Source organism: Paraburkholderia sp. Cpub6 (genome assembly GCF_014201065.1).
Taxonomy (GTDB): domain Bacteria; phylum Pseudomonadota; class Gammaproteobacteria; order Burkholderiales; family Burkholderiaceae; genus Paraburkholderia; species Paraburkholderia tuberum.
Genome location: NZ_JACHDM010000005.1, coordinates 124,504 through 144,699, shown reverse-complemented (window position 1 = coordinate 144,699; position 20,196 = coordinate 124,504). Strand labels below are relative to the sequence as shown.

At 55.7% G+C, this 20,196-nt stretch carries 9 protein-coding genes; all 9 read right to left on the bottom strand.

What is annotated here, in order from left to right; genetic code table 11:
- Positions 1-12: 12 nt before the first annotated feature.
- The 9 genes from HDG33_RS11670 to dpdE all read right to left on the bottom strand — a co-directional run bounded on the left by HDG33_RS11670 (position 13) and on the right by dpdE (position 20,186).
- Positions 13-1,665, bottom strand: a complete 1,653-nt coding sequence (locus tag HDG33_RS11670; RefSeq protein ID WP_184026157.1) for a hypothetical protein — start codon at positions 1,663-1,665, stop codon at positions 13-15.
- 539 nt (positions 1,666-2,204) lie between these two features.
- Entirely contained in the window at positions 2,205-4,469 is a 2,265-nt protein-coding gene (gene dpdD / locus HDG33_RS11665) for a protein DpdD (protein ID WP_184026154.1), read from the bottom strand.
- Positions 4,466-4,999, bottom strand: a complete 534-nt coding sequence (gene dpdK, locus HDG33_RS11660; protein ID WP_184026151.1) for a phospholipase D-like domain-containing protein DpdK — start codon at positions 4,997-4,999, stop codon at positions 4,466-4,468. Before dpdK ends, dpdD begins: the two co-directional genes overlap by 4 nt.
- Positions 4,996-9,564 carry a protein DpdJ gene (dpdJ, locus tag HDG33_RS11655; RefSeq protein WP_184026148.1) on the bottom strand — a complete coding sequence of 1,523 codons (4,569 nt, stop codon included), beginning with the start codon at positions 9,562-9,564 and terminating at the stop codon, positions 4,996-4,998. Before dpdJ ends, dpdK begins: the two co-directional genes overlap by 4 nt.
- A gap of 18 nt (positions 9,565-9,582) precedes the next feature.
- Positions 9,583-10,299, bottom strand: a complete 717-nt coding sequence (gene dpdI, locus HDG33_RS11650; protein ID WP_184026144.1) for a protein DpdI — start codon at positions 10,297-10,299, stop codon at positions 9,583-9,585.
- Positions 10,290-13,391: a protein DpdH gene (gene dpdH, locus HDG33_RS11645; protein WP_184026142.1), complete on the bottom strand. Its 3,102-nt coding sequence runs from the start codon at positions 13,389-13,391 to the stop codon at positions 10,290-10,292. The genes dpdI and dpdH overlap by 10 nt, the downstream gene beginning before the upstream one ends.
- The gene (gene dpdG / locus HDG33_RS11640; protein ID WP_184026139.1) at positions 13,388-14,317 is read right to left on the bottom strand and encodes a protein DpdG; all 930 of its coding nucleotides are present in this window, start codon (positions 14,315-14,317) and stop codon (positions 13,388-13,390) included. Before dpdG ends, dpdH begins: the two co-directional genes overlap by 4 nt.
- Positions 14,314-16,908, bottom strand: a complete 2,595-nt coding sequence (gene dpdF, locus HDG33_RS11635; RefSeq protein ID WP_184026136.1) for a protein DpdF — start codon at positions 16,906-16,908, stop codon at positions 14,314-14,316. Before dpdF ends, dpdG begins: the two co-directional genes overlap by 4 nt.
- Complete coding sequence (gene dpdE / locus HDG33_RS11630; protein WP_184026129.1) at positions 16,905-20,186, bottom strand: protein DpdE; 3,282 nt, start codon at positions 20,184-20,186, stop codon at positions 16,905-16,907. The genes dpdF and dpdE overlap by 4 nt, the downstream gene beginning before the upstream one ends.
- Positions 20,187-20,196: the final 10 nt, after the last annotated feature.

Here is a 20,196-nt window from a genome sequence, read left to right as displayed (position 1 = left end):
GCTGCATCAGTCTCAGTTCTTCTTTTTTTGCGTTTGGAACAATTCAGACGTGTCGCGAACGGCCTGTAAGCTTTGGCCATCCCGCAATGCTTCAATTCCTTTCTTGATCCAGTCTGGACCGTCGCCCGACTGCAAACCTGTCAATTGCCAATCCATGAAAAATGTTGGCAAAACGCGGTCAAAAAATTTTGCAACCTGCGCCTTGAAGTCCTCAAGATTTTTAAACTCTGCATCTCCACCACTTTTCTTCCGAAGAAACAAATCTTGCATGGCACTCATTGTCACAATATAGAGCAAATGCCCAGTCTTTTTCTCCCAAACACCTCCTTCCTGATATTTGTTTTTAAGCAACGTCCAGAAAGCAAAGAAATATTCAATCCATGCTTCATCCTTCTCCCACTTCTTCCGCGCGGCTGAAATCGATGGCACACCCAAAGCAGGCACGAACATCTCCAACTCTTTCTTCGCCCGAGTAACACCGATCCAACGTTTGGCGAGCCGAATCATTCCCTTGTCAGATAACTTCCCCTCATTGTCGACGCCCTGCAGCTCCGACGGTTCAGATACCATCTGATAGAACGGGCTTACCTCGTTATGGTTAAGATATTTAATAATCTTTCTATCGACGTTCTTTATTCCGATGACATCAAAACGCTCCTCTATTTCAGAAACCTCACTGTTTGTAAGTGACGTATTTAACAAGCTTGTTAGGAATCCCGGGGATATCGGATGTGCGAGTTTATTTAAAACGACAAATTGAAATACCTGCTCAATCCAGTCGGTATCCTTTATCGCGCAAACCGTGAATTTTATGTCACCAGCCGATTTTGAATTGTACGCACCCCATACGCGATGCTGCCCGTCAACAATCATTGCGGGGCGCAAAAGCGAAACAAGACTGTATCTCAGCCTTTGCTCGGGAGAATACTCCAGAAAATCATTTTCTTTCGGTGTTTTCTTAACCTTGGCAGAAATTTGCGCGTACTTGACATTCGCGTCATTCAGCCATTGCTCGATCTTTTTCTCATCTGTAATGAAATCATAGAAGGCTCGAAGTTTTGAGTGGCCGACATCGAGTTCCGCGTCAGAACCATCCGCATCTTCCAGCACTTCCGCATCACTGGCCTCAATGGGTACGTCAAGTACGCCGTCGCTTTGCAAGACTTCGTCACTTTCATCGGTGGATTCATCGTCGTCGTTTTCGCTCGCCTCCGTGTCGGCGGTATCGCCAAGCCCGCTTGTTTCGCCAATGTGCAAACGTGGTGCAAGAAACTCGCTTACCCGCTTTCTTAACTCGGAAAGCGCGATATCATCCTCATCCTCGATATCGACATTGAGCGCAAGGTGCACAAAAGTCGGTTTTTCGCTGAGGATTTCTTCAGACGGCCACGATGTGCTCGGATACGCAAGTTCGGAAACCTTTAGTGCGCCTTGTCGGAAGGCAACGACAATACTAGTGGGAGAGCACTGGCCATCATCGAAATATCGTGTAATTTTCTTATAGCGCTCTGAGAGCGCGCGCTGAAAACCGCCATGAAACCGCTCGGTCTTCGCTGGCACTCCCCCCCACGATTTTATGTCTTTAGCTGTGGCACAAAAATTGACAAGTTCTAGTTTCGACGAGCCCTGCTTGTATAGCTGGCCAATGTACTCGTACGCGCCCATTATTTCTTCTCCTATCGAACATCCAACAGCGCCGCCAAGAAGCGCACACGATTGCGCCACAACTCAAAGCAGATTTAGACAGCCTTGGTTCCAACCCTAGCGGTCGTCACAATGTGTACTGCACCCAACTCGCGTACTGAGAATCGAACTTGGGTAAGTGCGGCTCCAAAAAGGATTCACTCCGCCGAGCGTCACCCGGACAATGCGCTCAGAGTGGTTACAAGGAACTCTCCGAAGTCTAGCAGGCGTAATACCTCTGTGACCAGTATGAAACTGCGCCGCCCAACTGTCACGTACAACGCCAATAGCTCGAAAAGGGTATGCCAACCTGAAGCACCGAGATCACCGGCAGGCCACCGACTCCTTGACGCAACGGCGAACGGCCGAAGTGGGACTGCCCCTGCCGCTCAACACGAGACCCAATTCCTCGCAAAGTTAGAGGCTGAACCGCCATCATGCATGATGATTCGACATTAACGGCTATGCCGATCACACGCCCAAAGTCCTCAGTGAATCAAGTGAAACGAGGTCATAAGCTATCAAACAAGTTTCAGCTCCCCTAAAACGCAGTCCACGATGCTGGCGCTTCCTTTTCCTAGCGGAAGTAGAGTTTGCCGGTCGCCTCGCGCATCCTTCGCCGCGTAATAAGCTTGATGTTTGCTGCTTTTCCAAGCAAAGACAAAGATATCGGCGTTTCCCGCCAGATGCTTGAGTTTATCGGTTGCTACCAAGTCGGCATTTAACTCCACCCGAGACGATGGCAAGAACTTTAGTAGGAGTTGCCGGGCGCGCTGCCCGGCGGACTCAGTTAGGGTATAGATACCAATTAAGCCGTCGAAGTCGGCATGCGCAACTAGTCCAGTATGTTCGCCACCTGGAAATGGGAAACTCTGCAGTAATTCGGCACAGCCATAATCCTTTGCCAGTAGTGACAGGACCGCATATTGCGCCCGATTAATGCGATGGGCATAAGCACGCGCCATCTCCACGACAGCCACAAAAAAACGCAGCCCCGACTCGTTGTCTGGGGACGCTTGCAGGGCAAGTATCTCGGCCGCATTGAGCGCCCAATCAACATTGCTGGGTGCTTTGTTAGCCGCAAGTATTTCGGCATACGCGTCAAGCGCCTCTATGTAGTCGTCCTTTGGCGGCCCAAGGCTGACAATCACCTGCATCAAGACAGAGGCCAACTCAAGTTCGTTAGCGGACACTGTTCCGGTCCATGCCACGATGCGGATTAGCGTGATGTAGAGCGGCATGAAGCCACGGACCGGATGTGCCGGGCGATCGACGAAGAATTCCACCAAGGCCACGAAAGCATCGCGGAACACGTTCTCTGCCTCACCACTAGCGTTGCCAATCTTTTCTGCCAACTGGCGGCACGCCTCAGGATCCGAGACATAGGCCTCAGCGTTCCACCGCGTAAGTGCCTCCTCCAATATCTGCAACGGAGGACGATCGTAGCTGCCAGATTCGACGTAGCGAGCCCAGGACAGCCAGTCGGAATCATGTCGAGCTTGCGTCTCCCTAGGCGTCTCGGGAGCGCCTGAGAACTCCGACTGCACCTGCTGCAGTCGTGCCAGGTCGCGTTTTTTCCAATTTTCCCGCACCGCATCGGGTGCAGCGCCAACCGCTTCGAGCACCCGGCAGGCGATTTGCGCATCCTCCAACTCCACGGCGCAGCGCAGCAACGCACTGTAGGTCCATGCTTCGGGGATAGCTTCAAACGACAAGCGCAGCGCTAACTCATAATCCTCATCGGCCAATGCCTGGCGCACCAATTCAAATCGATCCGAAGGGGCCGGTGGGACCGACACCAAACGGCTGAACCAACGCTCGATCAACTCGCGTTCGGCATGACTTGGACAGGCGGCAGCAATAGCCTCGCAGCGCGTCACATTCGGTTTGTCCTGCACCAGTTCGTAGAGCAGGAAGGCCTTCAACACATTGGGCTGGCGAATGCCCTTTCGCTCCTGAAATAGTGGGCCGAAGTGACGCGCGATATCGTTCCGAAAGGCAGTTAGGACGGTGTCGACATTGGGGTCGTTCTCAATGGCAGCGATATAAGTCGCATAGAGCGCCTCGACCAGGTCGGAAATGATTTGAGCTGGTAAAGACAGGCCCAGAACCGCTTTGATCAGCGAGTAATCGTGCGCCAGTTGATGCTGTCGACCGAGACCGGCCAACATACGGATTTCCAGGTACTTCTGTTGCTCAGCATCGACACGGCCACTGGCAATCAATTCGTCGCGCAAGCGCTGCGCGTCTGCCTCGTTGCCCGCCAACAAGGCCAAATCAAATTCAGCACGAATTCTGCCGAACGGACGTTGCGTGCGATCAGGAATGTCTGGGCGGCGTCCCAACAAACTGAGGTACAACTTCAAGGCTTGGGCAATGTCGTCGCGTGCCCTCCCATCGACTGGCTCAAAGCGGAAGACGTAACGGCCAAAACGCTTCTGCAAAGCGCATTCGATCTCGTCATCACTTTCCGCCTGCAGGGACTGGCCACGAAAATCGCTGTAACTGGGACCGACGACAGCGATCAACTCCTGCGTCAATGCAGCTGCCGAAGCCTCATCGGCAGCCATGCCATACCATTGGCACGGTCCATGCGCATCAAACACCGGCAGCACGATAGGCAAATGGGGGCCTTGGGTGGTAAAGGCTGTAATCCACGGACTAACTTGCTCCAACCATGTTGCTGGTGCCGTGCTGCCGGCAATGGCGCCCCACTGCAGCGAGTTACGCCCGGAAAAGAAGCGCTCTAGCCAGTACTGTTCCTGAGTTGGCAATGCATCGATCATGCGGCCTCCGCGTAGCGGGCGAACTCGAGACGAGTACGAACATGATCGTGCGGATCGAGCGAGAACTCGACCCACTCATCGTTTATCACCATACCGTAGTAGGTCAGGTTCATGGAACCCATCAACAGGCAGCGTGTAAGCAGGATGCCCTTGGTATGCAATTGGTCGTGGATGTGAATCGCGAGTTGATCTCCCAGCCCGTGCTCGCGCGCCGCATCGGCGATCCGGGAACGAAAGGCATCGTTACTCGCTTCACTGCGGGTCACGATATGTACCCTCGTGCCGTGATTCATCAACGTCGCCAACACGTCGGTAAGGCGAATCTCACGGCGCCCCCATTCAGGATTGAGGGCGTCGAAGCAGCCGGACCGGTTGTCGATCAGGACAACATTGCTAATCCAAGGAGACACGATCCAAATCTCTTCGCCAGGTTGCAGCACTTCAGCCACGAACATGGTCTGCAGCAATTCCTGGATAGTAGTGACACCTGTGGCCTGGTTCTTGAAGATTCGCCGGTAGCTAATGTTCATTGCGCTGCCTCGACAAGTTCGATATCTGCCTCAATCATCGCTTGAGTTTGACGGATACCCTGAAGACGAGCATAAGCACGCAAATAACCAGACTCAACCGAATTGGTTACTAGCGCATTGAGAGCGGCAGCAAGGCGAGCACGCTCGACTTCCGGACAAGTTAGCGTTACCTGGCGGCCGGCGATGAGTTGTTCGGCAGTTTGAGGTAACCAGTCTTCGTCCAGCAGCGAAATGCAGACACGATCATCGCCAATTGTCTCCACCACTAACAGGCGCTCGATCATTGACAACTCGCAGAAGGGATTTCTCATCTGCAGCGCAGACTGCCGAATCGCCCTACCGCGTGGCCACAACAAACCATAGATAGCGCCGATGCGCCAGGCAACGCGATCGTTGCCGGGTGGTGCCCCGATGTCGGACACAACGCGGTCGATTTCGTCCGACTGGCTCAGGTAATAACTCATCACGCGCAAATCGACCTCGATGCCAATGCGCGCCTCCTCTCGCTGCCACAGATCGAGCACGCGAGAAAGGTAGAGATCAGTCGCAGGTCCCGATCCCGGCCGCAGGACGCGGTTGCCGAGCGCAACCAAGAACCCGTGGAAAGGCGTAAAACCTTCCTGCATCAGCGCCCGACGCAGGCGCCGGAACGACTGTGCCATCTGCTCTTGGCTTTCGGCAGCACGAAATTGGCGTACAAGTGCAGCGCTTTCCGAACGGCCGCTGCCGTCGTCCTCAGCCAGCACGCTGACCATTTGTTTGAGTTGGTGATCGATCAACTCAAACTCCCCCATGCCTAGATTCGCACGAACGGTGGCGAAGAAACGGCGCGGATCCTCTGCGTAGCGCCGCATAAATTCCTCGATCAGTCCGTTGCCCCCCGGACTGCGCTCGGTAAACCACACCTCCACCGCTTCTGGGTCGAAGCCGGCGGCCTGATCAGGTAACGTCGGACCACGGTCTAAATCCACCGTCAGGTCTTCTGGATCGATGCTTGGGCATAGGTCGGTAATGGAGCGCAGCATTGCCGCAGCGAGAGTGGAATGGTAGACCCCACGCAGCCACAACTCCCAGTCTGCATCGATCGGCTCCCAAAGCATGGCACCAAACTCGTGCAATTCCGCAATCACGACCGGATCGTGTAGGCAGATATTCAGTTCCTGACGCAACTTATCCGGACTGGCCGCCGTCTCGTCGTCTCCCTGTACCTCCACCACTTGCGACTGAAATAGTAGGCTCAACACATCTGTTAGCGAGATCGAAGCTTGGCCCCTTCGAATCGACGCGTCGGCCTCGGCCAAACCAATCTGTCTGTGCATGGCTTCATAAGTCAGCGCAGACATGTAAATCTGCGCCAACCACTCTCGCATGAAGGGATTGCCAACCATGGCCAATCGCTTTCCGCGCCAAGCAAGGTCGACAAATCGGATGCTGCGTAACGCACGCCACTTCCCTTCGTCGCCGGGCAGACGGCGCAAGTGCAAGTCCGGCGGGATACGGATCTGGAAGACGATACTGTCGGCGGAGTATTGCGCCCCCAACCCCACCGCTTGACCGTCACGTTCGAATACCGTGTCAACCTTAACCTTCTCCGCGCCGACGCCGATCTCTGCCGAAGCCCCCACGGCGAAGCGCCGAACCTCGACCGGGGCGTGGCGCGAGTGGGTAAAAAAGCCAATACGGGAGATGAGCTGGGCCCACAGGCTGCCGGCGGGTGGCGAAAGCCAAGCCGGTTCGATAGTCGCGACGATCTGGCTATGCCACTTCAGGGAGGAGTTCGAAGAATCTTTCACCGTCTTCGGCGGTGCTTTCGGTGCCAGGCATACCGGACGGTAGACAGGCAGTGCTACTGCCCCCCCATCCCCGCGCACCAGATACTGGCCGAGCAGCACATGGCTGCCAATGCCATCGACCTCCAGACCGAAGGCTCCACCACACATGCCCAATCCGCTTTGGAAATCCGGCGATGGCGCGATCCAGTGGCGCTCGGTGCGGTAGCGCACGCCATAGCGCCGGCTGACGCGACCTGGCGCAAACTCGCGCAAAGCGGCGTAGACCGACATCGCGGGGGCATTGAAAGGACTTGCGGAATCTGCACTTGGCAGATCGATCGTGACCTCGGCTAAGTTAAGGTCGGCGAAAAGAGAGCCCGGAATGAAGTCCGGGAGCGGATTGTTGAAGGCATGATAATCCTGCTGCGGCTTACCGTCGGCACTCCAGTGGCTCGCGAGGCGTCGTAGCGCAGTCGGCAGCACAGTGGTCAGCAGCGGTCGCGGATACTCCCACAATAGCGCCGACAACTCCTCCTCAGATAGACGCAACGCACGCCGCAGGTATTCGGCCAGACGCCGGGTACCAGTTTCGGTCTCGAGTATGTTACGTAGTTCGCGTAGCAGTCGCTGGGTTCGCTGTGCGTTGTAGTTATTGTCGCCACCGGTGAGGTCGGTCCATACGCTACCTGCGGGAGCGTCCTGCAGTCTAAGTGCCAAGTAGTCGATGGTGGCATACACCGCTTGCATGCGCGTGATGTATCGGTTCGCCATGGGCAGTGTACGGACCGGCAATTCCGGATCGAATAGCAGGTCATAGCTCTGGTACGCAGCGCGATCGCGGCCATAATCAGACAGCACGGCTACCGTCCAAGGCCGCATGCCGCGCGTGCGGCCGCCGCGCCCCTTGCGCTGCAGGAACCCTGCCGTGCCACGTGGCGCTTTATGCTGAATCACCGCGCCGACCACCGGATCGTCAAACCCCACCTCCAGTACAGCAGTAGCAACGATTACGTCCGCGCCGGCATCAACACCGCGATCCTGCGAGCTGACCCGCTTGACGACGAGTCGCTCCTTAAGTCCCTGATGTAAGTCTTGACAGAAGCGCCAGTCTTGCCCGTTCGCATAGCGCAAGTGCGAAGATCCAGTTTCGCGCAGAATGGCCAGGCCGCCGTCGCGCGCATGACGTATATCGGGGTCGCCATAGCTATTGCGACCTTCCGCACTGAGCAAGTCGAAATACAGGCGATTGATTACGTCCAGGTTGTCGGTAAAGACAAAGGTGCGCTGGCCGAACATACCGCGACTGATTGACTGTTCCGGCCGCGCCGCTTTTGGGTCGAGGCAGCGTTGCAGCAACATCGCAGTTTGGATGGTGGTAGACAGCAGTGCGGTGCGCGAGACTGGATCGCCGCGCAGGGCGATCATGTATTCCGCGCCCTCGGACTCAATCTCATCGGCAAGGGGCGACACTTCGTCTACAAGGTTGGTGCGGCAACCGGTAAGCATAGCGAAGAACTGCGACGCTTCGCGTAAGGTCGCCGACAGGCCGACGAAGCGCAGTGGTTGCTCGAGTAGTCGCTGCCAGCGCCGCATTAGATAGGCGACCTGCGCACCGTGCTTGCCCTCATATGTATGCACCTCATCCATCAGCACCAGTTCCGGCGGATGCAACGCTTTTGGTCCGACACCGAACAGATGCATCATCGATGTATCCGGGAGGCGTTGGTTAAGCATCTCGGTGGTGGTGAACAGGATGTCAGGTACGGCACTCTTAAGCGATTTCCGCGTAAGCGGGAACACGGCGCCGTCCAAGATTGCTTCGCAAGTAGCGCATACCAAACGCTCGCGGCCCTCGCTACGATCCTTGTGCAGCCAGCGCAGTTCGCCGCCACAGTCGAGGCATGCAAGACTCGGACAAACCCGATCGTCTCCAATCTTTGGCCATTCACAAAACTGCGCCGAGTGCGGTGTATCGCCATAGAGCGCGCCGACGCTAATCACCTGATCCTTTTGCGGCAAACCGGCACGCATGCTGCGGATGCGCTGCAACACTTCGCGCAATTGATCCTTAAGCAGTTCGGTGCGGGGATATAGGGCGACAACCTTGACCCAGCGCTCGGACTTGCCCTCCACCAGCACGTGGCGGTAAATCGACGCTAGAGCAGGTAGGTAGAAGGCAAGAGTCTTACCGCTGCCAGTGCCAGCACAAACAATGGTCGCCAACTCCTTCCCGGTTTCGATGCCGCGCAAAATCCGCTGGGCCGCACGTACTTGAAAGCCAGACAGTCGCACAGGACGATCACTCGGCGTTAGTAGCGCTTGCACCGCCGCCAGCAGCACCGGACTCGGGGCAACCTCGCCTATCATCCCGAGCGCCTGCTCAACCGAAATGTCACGTGCCGGATAGCGACGACGACGACGCAGAAAGCGGAAGTCGGCAACTAACCCCGGGGCCTGCTGCCAACCAGTAGGACCCGCGTGCTTCGGGAACAGTTGCCGCAAACGCTGCAGTAAGCGCACAGTTTCCGCCATGCGTGATCGGTAGGCGGCGTCGCCACCACTTCTGGGCACCTCGGTAATCCATTTACGCTGCCGTAGTTCCGACAGAACCTCCTCGGCAGAAAAAAAGTCTTCCAGTCCATCGTTAATGGCTTCGTCGATCAGCGGGTTAAGCAAGTCGCTGATCTCATCATGGCTGAAGGCGCCGTCGACAATGCCCCATGCCAGCAGCCTTGCTTCACGCTCTTCGATGCGATCCAACACCGAGGCAAGAAAGCGTTCACGTGCTTCCAAAATGACCATCCTGTTCGATTACCGTGCCCGCACAACGTAGTTGACCAGCATCTTGTTTGTGCGCAGCCAATCAACAACCTCCGAGGTCAGTAAGTCCAAACTGGCCCCTCCCACGGTGGACGTGGCATTGAAAAATGCCCTTACCGATTGTGGCACGTCGTCGTTCTCGACAAACCGAATTTCCGCCAGGCGCTTCGAACAATCCTGCACCTCACGCAATGCCTCGATACTACTGGGTACAGTAATGCGATGTTGGTTGAAACGCTGATACAAGGATGTATAGCGATCCAACGCATTCCGATTCTCTGGCAGAGTCTGCATGATGGTTTGCTTGCGCTGTTCGGGAGGGACTCCGCCAAACAGTTTGCTGCTGAAATAGGTTTTCCAGTCCAATTTCTGCTGCGTCTCCGCCGAGACCGCGAACTCGGTGAGCGTCGAAATCAACTTGCTCCAGCGCTTCTTGTCTACCAGGGTGCTGGACTTAGGCGACTCCGCAAAGCGGTCCCTGATCTGGCTAATAAGTAGCCGGGCTTCGTCGAGTTTCTCCAATGCCGTGAGTTGAATACCCTCGTTCCGAAGCAAGGTATAGCGGCGCGTCAGCATGACGATTCGCGCACTGTACTCGTCCAACTCTTTCTTCTTGCTCGCCAGCGCATCCGCTTCCTCGATGTTGACACTGGCGGCTTCCGCCTGTGCCAAGCGCGATCGGACGTTCTGTGCATCGTTTAGAAGCATGCTGTTTCTCCTTCAGTTCCCAAGGCGTTCAGCTCATTTACGAGGTGCTGAAACAACGCCTGAATCTCCCCTGCCTTTGCCTGAGGGTCTACGCCCTTGAACTGCTCCTCCAAAGACTTGGCCCGCTTCTCCGCGGCGCGCACAACCTTATGTGCAGTCTCAACGAACCGCGACGCTACGAGGACAGGATGAATATCAAATCGGCCCATACGACTGACCAACTGGCTCTCGTTCGCCCCTTCTTCGCCTTCACCAGAAGCCGCAAGTACGGATAGCGCCTCGCGCAATGCGCAACTCCGAAATTCATCACATAGAGTTCTAAAGGCGATGTGACTCACGCCTATCTCATCCGTGTTCCAGACTCCGGAGTCTTTCAGTTGGTCAGCCAACGCCTTAAGCTCTTCTGTTACCGCTTGCTTGTCGAAAGTGTCACCGAGTTCTGCAGTCACGTTGGTCCGGTTGTTGGTCGCTTTTTGTGATACTTTGCGTGCCAAGGCCTTCACTCGCGGTTCACTCATCGCCTGCACGGCCTGCTTCAAATCGGCGGAAAGCGTGTTGAGAGTGTTGAGGTCGATCGACTCGCTTTCTGGCAACAAGCATTCCGTCACTCTAACCATATCCGTGGCGTAGGCGGTTTTGCCGTCACCTTGAAAACTCCCGCAGAAGGAGGTAACAAGTTGCATCAGTTCGGGACGAATCCGCAGCGCCTCTTCCTGCATGGCTCGCCAATCACTGAACTCCGTGGGCGCCCCCTCGGGCAACCGTTGAGGGATGAGCGGTTCGCCGAATAGGAAAGAAGCTAGACTTGCGGGGGTGCGCCCCCGTTCGATTAAACCTAGAATTCGGCTGTTAGTGGAGAGAAGACGAGTCGCAACACCGAGTTTCTGACACATGCTGGCCCGTACGAGCGCCAACGCCTGTGACATCAATCGGTCGGTCAGGCTACCGATCCAGACCAGGTCGTCATCCACTCCCAAGTAATCCGTCTTGCTCGCATTCAGATGGTAGAAACGAGTCACGGCCGCCAGCTCCGCTCGCACCTGCCCGGTAGGATCAGTGTTATCTGGTGCGACCTCGACTACCTCAACTGCAAGACCAGAGTTACCGAAGGCGTTAGGAATGGATATCTGTTTATTGTTGATCGCGGATTTCGCGCAGCGCTCCGCGGGCCAATCGATTCGCGCGTTAAGAGCGGATGCGATTGAATGCCTGATCTGGTTTGCCAGCAACTGAGGGAGCCGCTCATTTTTCTGCACCCACTTTTCGAGGGCCTCCGTCAGATAATCGTCATCCGGTTTTGTCTCTGTTGTCGGCCTCGGCGTGTCATCGACGATTGGTTTGGGTAAAGGAGGCGGACGAAAATCGACGTTAGGTCGATCCAGTCTGAACGCGTCGAATACCTCTTTCGGGATATAGCCAATTTCCGCTGGCTTGTTCGGTCCATTGCCCCAGATTGCGACGACGCGTCGATAGCGCTCCCGCACTTCATTTGACACTGCCAACGAAGCGATCCACTGGGTAACCTCTGCATTCGTCGTTGGCGCATTGATGTCCGGCGGAGGGAACTGCCCACGCTCAAAAGCGGGTCTACCCGGCAGCAGCAAAGCACGCAAAATGTTGTCAATGATGAAGCGCGGCGTAAAGACCAAGGCGTTGTTTTGCGTAAGCGTACTGCGCGCCAATTGTTCGATGGCATTATCTGTGTACGGGAAAAGTGGAATTTCACCCTCCACCCCGAAAGCAGTCAGAACAGCAGAATCGCCGGCATCGTCATCGACGTAGGGCCCAATCCGCACATGCTGCCCGGACCGCGCACCACCATCTCGTTCAAATTGAAGCACCAGTTCGCGGTACCCCCAACGCGCGGCGTTCAAGTACGAGGCGACCAATGCCTTTGTGCGACGTAAGACTTCGGCGTCGCTGGACAAATGACTTTCCACTTTCCATACGCGCTTAGCTCGGGTAGCGATCGTATCTTTCTCTCGCAGATAGCCATCAGTCACGGCTATGACTGAACGCATAGTGGCCAGTTCCCTAGTTCCTTCGCGCACGCCCTCCTGGATCAGCACATTGAGCAGCGTGTCCTGGATACCCGTCAACGCTTTGAAGTCTTCAACCAGAATCACCAGTTCACGGCCTTGCTTGAGCAGCAGACGGCGAATCTCAAGGATGACTTCCTGCAAAGTCATTCCACCCAACGATTCCTGTAGCTTGAACAACTGACCAATCGCCAAGTCGACAACATTATTGTCGTTGAGGAGACGCGCCACCGCACGTCGACCTTCTCCCTCTCTAATCAGGAGATTGCGCGTGTAGTAAGACTGTGTCGGTAATGCCGCCTTGGTAATTTCGATAGAAGACGGCAGCAGGAAGTCATCGGCATGGAAATCCTCAATACGTGCGTCTGGCTCCGTTGTTTTAGCCCCACCTACTGCGCGCTGAACGAACTTTGGAAATATCTCGCTCCGGAAGTAGTCGACCAGCAAAGGATCGCCTATGAATTTGGGCAGATTTACCGCGTGCCCGAATTGCTCCTTCAGTGCAGAATTGCCTGGATCGGCTTGAACCTTGGATCGCAGTTCCTTTGCCACTTCACCAAGTGCAATATCGAGTTGGCTCTGGAAATTGATGACTGCAGTGTCGACGTTGACTTCGGAAAGTGCTTTTGCAAATTCAGCCTTTACTTTGGCGTATTCATCTCCCGACAACTTATCCAGGATAAGCTCTACGACCTTCCGCAGGCTTGCGCTCTTCGGGATGCGGATCATGACATAGCGACCGTCCTCATTCACGCTTTGCAGACGGGCTGCCAGTATGCGAACCATGTGGGATTTCCCGACACCGGATTCCCCGGTGATAGGGACCACGTGGGCACCGGATGGCACATCTTTCGTGATCAGGTATTTGAAAAGCTCATCCTCGTTCGAGACAACCTTCTCTCCGGATGACGTCAACGTCGTCGATGCCAGTTGATAGGTCAGCGGCGAGGGTTGATGTACGGCCAGGAGAACAGCATCGTGCGCGCCCTCTGCTTCATGGTTGATGCAGAGGTTGACTTCTTCGTCCGTAGGCCAATAATTTAGCAGGCTCATGATGCATCCTTCATCAAGCGAACATGTGTAAAGCTCTCCCATGCCCGCCCCCCTTGGCCGACGAGTGTCAGTTGCGAACTCGCATCAGCCAACCTCACCAACCCGATCGTTTTCTGCTTCTGTAAGCGCTGCAAAGCGAAAGACAGCGAAGTGGACAGGTATCCGGGCATCGGTCCTTTCCATGACTCGTTCTTCAACGCCTGCTCTACCTCTCTGCGATAGACGCCAGAATCTAAAACGGGTAGGCATTCTGCCAGCCTGGAAACAAACTCTGACGCATTTACGGATTCATCTGGTTGCATGATCTGAGTCAAAGCCCAACGCACGGCCACCGTCGCGTCCAAGAAGAAGCTTGAGTCGTCACCGGTGGCAAAACCAAGAAATCTTGCCCAGGTTCGAAAGCCATTCCAACGCGTGTCGTTTAGAAAAATAGAGCGCCCCGCCTCAATCTGGGTCGTGAGCAAACTGTTGATCTCACCTGGCGAACTTGTTCGTAGATCGTACATATCCTGTGCCAGGCACCAAGCCAACCCTCGGCACAAGTCGGCAGTACGGCCCGCCGTCTCTTCCGAGACAGTGCCATCGGTTGGCCACAATGGCTCGCAGTTCTCCTGACTCAGAGCGAGACCTCGGCATATGTCAGGTAAGCGATCGGTGAACGCGTCGATCGACTCTCCCCTCGTCATACCCACTGTCACTCGGATCTGATCGCCTTCCTCGGCAAACAAACCTAGATTGGTCCAACGCGAAAGCGTCGCGCGTGCCCGGACAGCCAGATCTTTATCACCGTCCTTCATCGAACCGGACTGTGGCAAGCAAATGCTGAACAGATCATCGCGGGAAATGCCTTTGCTTTGAGCGATGACTCTGGCCATCGTAAGGAGGATTGACGGCAAGCCATCCGATTGAAGATTGAGGATACTCATTGGGTGATCACGCGAATGACATTTTCAAGATGCAATGCATTTGGGCTGACGTCGGCAAGACGACGCGAGCTATTGCTGGGGTCGGCCATGCCAAGCGGCAACGCAACGACGTGAACCGGTCGCTGAAGCATCTGAATGTGTTGGACGAAGTCAAATGACAAATCGGGTTCAAGGATCGTCAGGCGGGCCAGTGGCGAATACGGTTCCATCTCGCTATCCAAAATTGACCGATGCAACAGCACGCGGTCTCGAGCGAATTGGAACAATCGGTTCCACTCAGGAAGTTGCGTCAGTGCCGATGCGGGATGCACTGCAAGCTCACGTACTCCGCACGAATGGACCAGCCATGTGGCAAATTGCAGGATGGACTGCCGGGTGTCGGCCGGGGGACGGCTCTCGTCGTAGAACAGGTAGGCGAAGGCAGGATTCACCCACGGAAATTTCTCGCGCCAGGCATCGATAGGCGTCGGCGAAACGCGACTGACGGGTACCACCGTCGGTTCAGCATAGTCCGCGCGATTTCTAGCCTCAAAGCCGTCCATTGGGCAACCGCCGCACACTCGTGTCACCTGGACCGGCCAACGCATGGAAAGCACGCGGTACAACTCTGTAAGCGTGGCACCTACTTCCTGACCGATTTGCTGATTCAGTCCAATGGAACTGGGCAGCAGTTGCCGCATCATTTGCAAATTCCGCTCGGCCGCCTTTAGCGTCTTGCCGCGCGAAGCACTGACAGCGGCCTCCCAAATTTGAGGTATAAGGTGACCATCATTGCGAATCCGCACGCGAACGTTCGCCATTGCCGCCAACATCGAGGAAGCACTCTCCGCTGAGTCCGCATCCAACTCATCACGGTTGACCTCAATTTCCAATGCGATGAGACCGGCGCGCGCCATGAGGATGAGGGTGCGCATGTTCCAGTTCACGTTGTATTCGCTGCCCCCCGGCAACCCTTCACGTACTGCGTCGATGTTAATCGCCAATAGGCCCTCTTCCGTGGTTGAGGAACGCGACTGATACATGGCCTTCCAACGGCCGAATCCAAGTTCATCGGAGATGATCATTGGTTTTGCGAGACGCTCCGGCAGAGTCCAGTCGGAATCATCGAACACGAGCAGGCTGACCGACGATTTGCCATCGCGGCCGCCGCGGCCAACCTCCTGGTAGTAACGATCCAGAGTCTCGGGAATCGTTGCGTGGATCACTGTTCGCACATCAAGTTTATCGAGTCCAACCCCGAACGCTGATGTAGCGACGATGCCATCAATGCGATTGGCGGACCACTCCTTGATGATGCGCTGCCGTTCGCCATCCGGTGTCCCGCCATCGAATGTAGCAAGACGGTGGAGGCCTCCCCGGGAACGCAAAACATTGTTCCAGTGCCTGATCTCCTCGCGCTTTGTGACATAGAGAATAAACGGTCGCGGCGCATGGCGAAGCGCTTCGAGGACTCTCTTCTCCTTCTCCTGCGCCGAGGAAGCCTTATAGAACCAATATTGCGGTTCCGGACGAAGGTGCACCGCCGATACCATTTGCACACGATCAGCGGGACCGAACAAGCTCGCCAATGTCTCCACCGTTTCTTCTGTGAAAGTCGCGCTCATCAGCAATGTACGGAAACCACTTGGCGACAGCCGCAGCAGCGTGTGGCGTAGCCCCGCCAACGCCTGAAACGACGGACGGAAACCATCCCCCCACTGTGTGACCAGATGTGCCTCATCAATAACGAAGTAACGCAGCATGCCGGCGCTTGCGGCGTCTGATACGGCAGATAGCAGCGAGGTGGTCAGTGCTTCCGGCGAAGTAAAAAGGATGCGTTGTGTGCCGTTGCGCAGGCGTTGACGTACCCCCAGACGCTGTTCTTTCGACAGTCCGCCATACCAGGCCAGGGGCCAATCCGGACGGGCAGGACCGCTGCTACGAAATAGTTGCTGCATGGCGCGCTCTTGATCCAGAGCAAGCGCGACCGTCGGCACGACGAAGATGGTCAAATGTCCATCTTCTTTATTGACCAAAGCAGGTGCCTGCCCGACCAAGCTTTTGCCGGACCCCGTGGGCAAATTGACCATAAGGGTGTCGCCTTCCGGGATCAAAAAGGTGGCACGCACAGCCTCACACTGACCAAGGGAAGAATAGTTAGCAAAGCCCGTGGCATCCGTAATAAAAGGATCCGCATCACAATGCGTGATACGACGCACGTTTTTGTCGGAAAAAGCAGCCGCGAACACTCCATCCGTCGCGCCACCCAGCCACTCCGGATGCCATGCGGCCGCAGTTAGCAAATAGGCGGAAGGGCCGGCCTCAATTACTTCTACACCGTGGTAGCCCCAACTGGGCTGGTCGGGCCATCCCTGACCGGCAGGGACTCGCAGCCGGACACTTTTGCCAGCACTGTCGCTGGCGCGAAGCAAGACCTGCCGTAATAAGGGTTGAAGGTCGGCATGCCATGCCGTATTGCCAGGTTGAGCGCGCGCTGCGCTCAGCACTTGACATAGCCGGTCCAGCACGCTGTCATCTGCCCTTTCCGGCCAACCATCGGCGGCTGGCCAGTTCGCGAGCAAAGCCTGCAATTCATCAAAGCTGAAACTCATGCGTCTTCCCGGATGAAGCGTTCGATGAGCGAAACAGGTTCACTAGTCAGGAAGACCACGCCAGCAACGTCGACTTTCACAGATGGCGACGAAATACCACGATGAAGGGTTTCGTTAAGCGTGTGCTCGAGCTCAAGTTGCCGCGCCTCGGCCTGTGCTTCAATGCCATTCAGCGACTGTATCCGGGTCTCCAACTGAGCGTAGCGGATGTCCTCTTCCGCAAACGCCCGTTCCAACGCTCGGTGCTGCCGCTCTTTCAATTCTGGCCTCTTCATAACTATAGTGAGCGCGTAATCGCGCGTTCGCTGGCAGCGTTCACCCCAGTTAGCGAAGGTATCCGGTGCCATCCTCTGGAATGCGCGCAGATAAGGTAGACCGAGATTTTTGTCGATGTAGCCATTCCCACCCTGTTTTGCATATTCAGGCGATAAGAAGCGCTCGACAAATCCCGTGGCTAGTTCATCTCCCTCTTCGTCCACCCAGACTTGCATCACCTCCGGGGGAAACAAGGTGTCACCCCGTCGCATCGAGACGGCGTGCAACACCTCGCTCGATTGGCCATTGTCGGCGGCGACAATCAGCGCTTCGTTCAAACATGTCTCGACCACAAAATCGAAGCGGAAGCAGATCCGGATTTCGGAAGGAGAGAATTCGTCAAATACCTGCCGCCACATTGCGTAACTGCGACCGCGGTCATCCAGGTCAGAGAACGATTTGATGGCCTCAATGAACTCTGTGCCGTAACGCAGGGGCCGGATTCCGCGTTTGACAGCGGTGGGGCGATGCACGAGATATGGATAAGATTGCGGCCGGGTCGAGCAACTGCCAGGAGCCTCAAAGTCGATCGCCCCCAAAAAGTCGTCTATAAACCCAGACGAGGAAATGAGCGTTGGCGAAGCGTTATCAGCATCGGGCGAGCAGTAATGCAATCGGAAAGGGACGTCGACGGGATGGGTGCCGGGCCGACGAGGTTCGTCCACCTTGCGAAACAGGAGCGTGTCCTCGATCCAGTACAACATTGCTTCGCGAAATCTTTTCCATTCTCCGTCGACCTCAAACAAATCATCCAGATCCGATTCAACCACCTGCGACAACTGGTCGAGGGCATCTTGCTGGTCGATTAACTTGATCTCGTGCTCCACCAATCCTGAGGGACCGGCTAATCTGTCCCGCAGAGCGTCGAGTGCTTCGACGCCCCCATGGATAAGGGTCCCTGCCAAAGTACTCAACTCTGCCTCAACCAGATACTGCAAGCTCGAGATGGACCGATCGAAGACGCCCCAACCTTGGTCCACAACGTTGAACCATGCCGTTTGCAGTGGCGCGTGTTCATCGAGTAGCACGTAAGACGGAACGGGTGCGCCAGAGCCGTAACGATCCACGCGCCCTAAGCGTTGCTCGATGCGATTTGGTTGCAGAGGAAGGTCGAAGTGCACGACTACCTTGTTGCCGCCCTGCAGGTTGATACCCTCTTCCGCATCCTGGTCACATACAATGGCCCGGATTTCTGGGTTCGTCAGAAACTCGCGCCAAGCGTGCTGACTATCTTCAATTCCGATCTCGCCAACGTCATGCCTTACCACGGCGATATGGTGGTAATTTAGGGACATAAATACTTCGTCCGCGGCACTCCCGTTGGCGCAAAAGATCACCGCTTTGGCCAAATCCGGGAGCGAGCGTAGTCCCTCACGCAACCGGTTGAGGCGGGCTTGCATCCATTCCTCCACGTCAATGGCAGCAATGAGGGCATCGAGGAGTTCGTGCTCTCCCTCGAAAGACGCACAGGGGACACGCGCAATACCGCCTCGCCGCTCCGCGCAAAGTCGGCAAAATGCACTCAGATCCTCCGATAGTGCAGAAACCGCTTTCCAGTAAAACGCCTCGAGTTCCTGCGAGACAGTTGAATCGTTTGAACCTGACAGCAAGGCCCCAATGCGCCAGTCTTCCAGGGTCGATTCCAGACGAATCATCGGCGATCTCAGTACCGCCCAAACTTGCGATCCTTTTCGTTCGGGCGTGAGCCCCTCGACATGGCTACGACGGTTGCGCAAGATGCGCCGATTGAGGCGATAGGTTTCAGAAAGATGAGCGCGTAATTGCCGCACGGCCACGCAAAACTGCGCGTCGTTTTCGTCTGGCAGATCAAGTAATTTCTCTCTCAGCGCATGCGTCAACTGTACCAAGCGTGGGTCGTTCGGTACGCGAACAATCAGATCATCGAGGGCCGCGTCCATGAACAAGGAATTGGAGGGTTCGAGCGCAGCTACAGTCTCGGCCAATGCCTGACGGTTGAGGATCTTCGCGCGAAATTTATCCAGGTCATCGAGCGGATACACGACTGGATCAAGCAAGTGCAACATGCGAAGGAAGCCAGCTTCGTTGCGAAGGATGGGCGTGGCCGACAACAGAAGCAAGCGGTCAGTGTTTCGCGCCACGTCACTAATACGGCGGTACATTCCTTGCATCTTATCGTCAGCATGAGGATCGGCCAGGTGATGCGCTTCGTCGATGACAAGCAAGGACAGGTCGCGCAGAACTTCACGTAAATCCTCGTTATCTTCCAGGGGAAGAACAAATACTGAATCGTCAAGGAAGTCGCGCAGACCAAAGCGAACGATCAATTCTTCCCGCCATTGGTTCACCAAGGCATGCGGAACCAGAACAAGAATTCGATGCTTACGAAGGTCGTCGAGCACTGCTTGTCTAATGACGATCCCTGCTTCAATCGTCTTGCCAAGGCCGACTTCGTCGGCAAGCAGATAACGCTGGGAGTGATCGGTCAAGACGCGCCGCACGACGTCGACCTGGTGAGGTTCTAACTCAATGGATGAGGAAAGCAACGCAGAGATTCCAAACGCATTGCCCCTTTGGTAGAGATAATTTCTTAGAAAACCGGAACGTGCCTCTGCGTACTGCGGCGTCTCGGTAACGAACTTACCCAGGAAAACGACGGGATCCTGAATCGGGCGCTTCCAACGGACGAAGACCTGGTTGTAGTCCAAATAGACGTCGATCTTGTTAGCGAAGCGGACTTCGACGCCTTCCCCGTCGTCTTCCCGTACCCGTCCGATGCGCCACTGGTTTGAGAGCTCGTTGTAAGTGTAAACACGAGTATTACGTCCCAGTCGCTTCGCCTTGATTGACGAAAGTGGAACTTCCACCAAATGCCGCCCCCCAACAACCGGGGCGTCGAAATACTCGACTACAGCCCGCGAGCCTTCCCGCTGGATGACCTTACCCAAGCCGTCTTTTTCAGCATCTGTTAGCAAACAGAACATCGTCAACCTT

Bases quoted from the DNA above. Each gene is read 5' to 3' on its own strand.
- dpdI (WP_184026144.1), bottom strand. From the start codon at position 10,299: ATGCTTCTAAACGATGCACAGAACGTCCGATCGCGCTTGGCACAGGCG.
- dpdE (WP_184026129.1), bottom strand. From the start codon at position 20,186: ATGTTCTGTTTGCTAACAGATGCTGAAAAAGACGGCTTGGGTAAGGTC.
- dpdH (WP_184026142.1), bottom strand. From the start codon at position 13,391: ATGAGCCTGCTAAATTATTGGCCTACGGACGAAGAAGTCAACCTCTGC.
- dpdG (WP_184026139.1), bottom strand. From the start codon at position 14,317: ATGAGTATCCTCAATCTTCAATCGGATGGCTTGCCGTCAATCCTCCTT.
- dpdF (WP_184026136.1), bottom strand. From the start codon at position 16,908: ATGAGTTTCAGCTTTGATGAATTGCAGGCTTTGCTCGCGAACTGGCCA.
- HDG33_RS11670 (WP_184026157.1), bottom strand. From the start codon at position 1,665: ATGGGCGCGTACGAGTACATTGGCCAGCTATACAAGCAGGGCTCGTCG.
- dpdK (WP_184026151.1), bottom strand. From the start codon at position 4,999: ATGAACATTAGCTACCGGCGAATCTTCAAGAACCAGGCCACAGGTGTC.
- dpdD (WP_184026154.1), bottom strand. From the start codon at position 4,469: ATGATCGATGCATTGCCAACTCAGGAACAGTACTGGCTAGAGCGCTTC.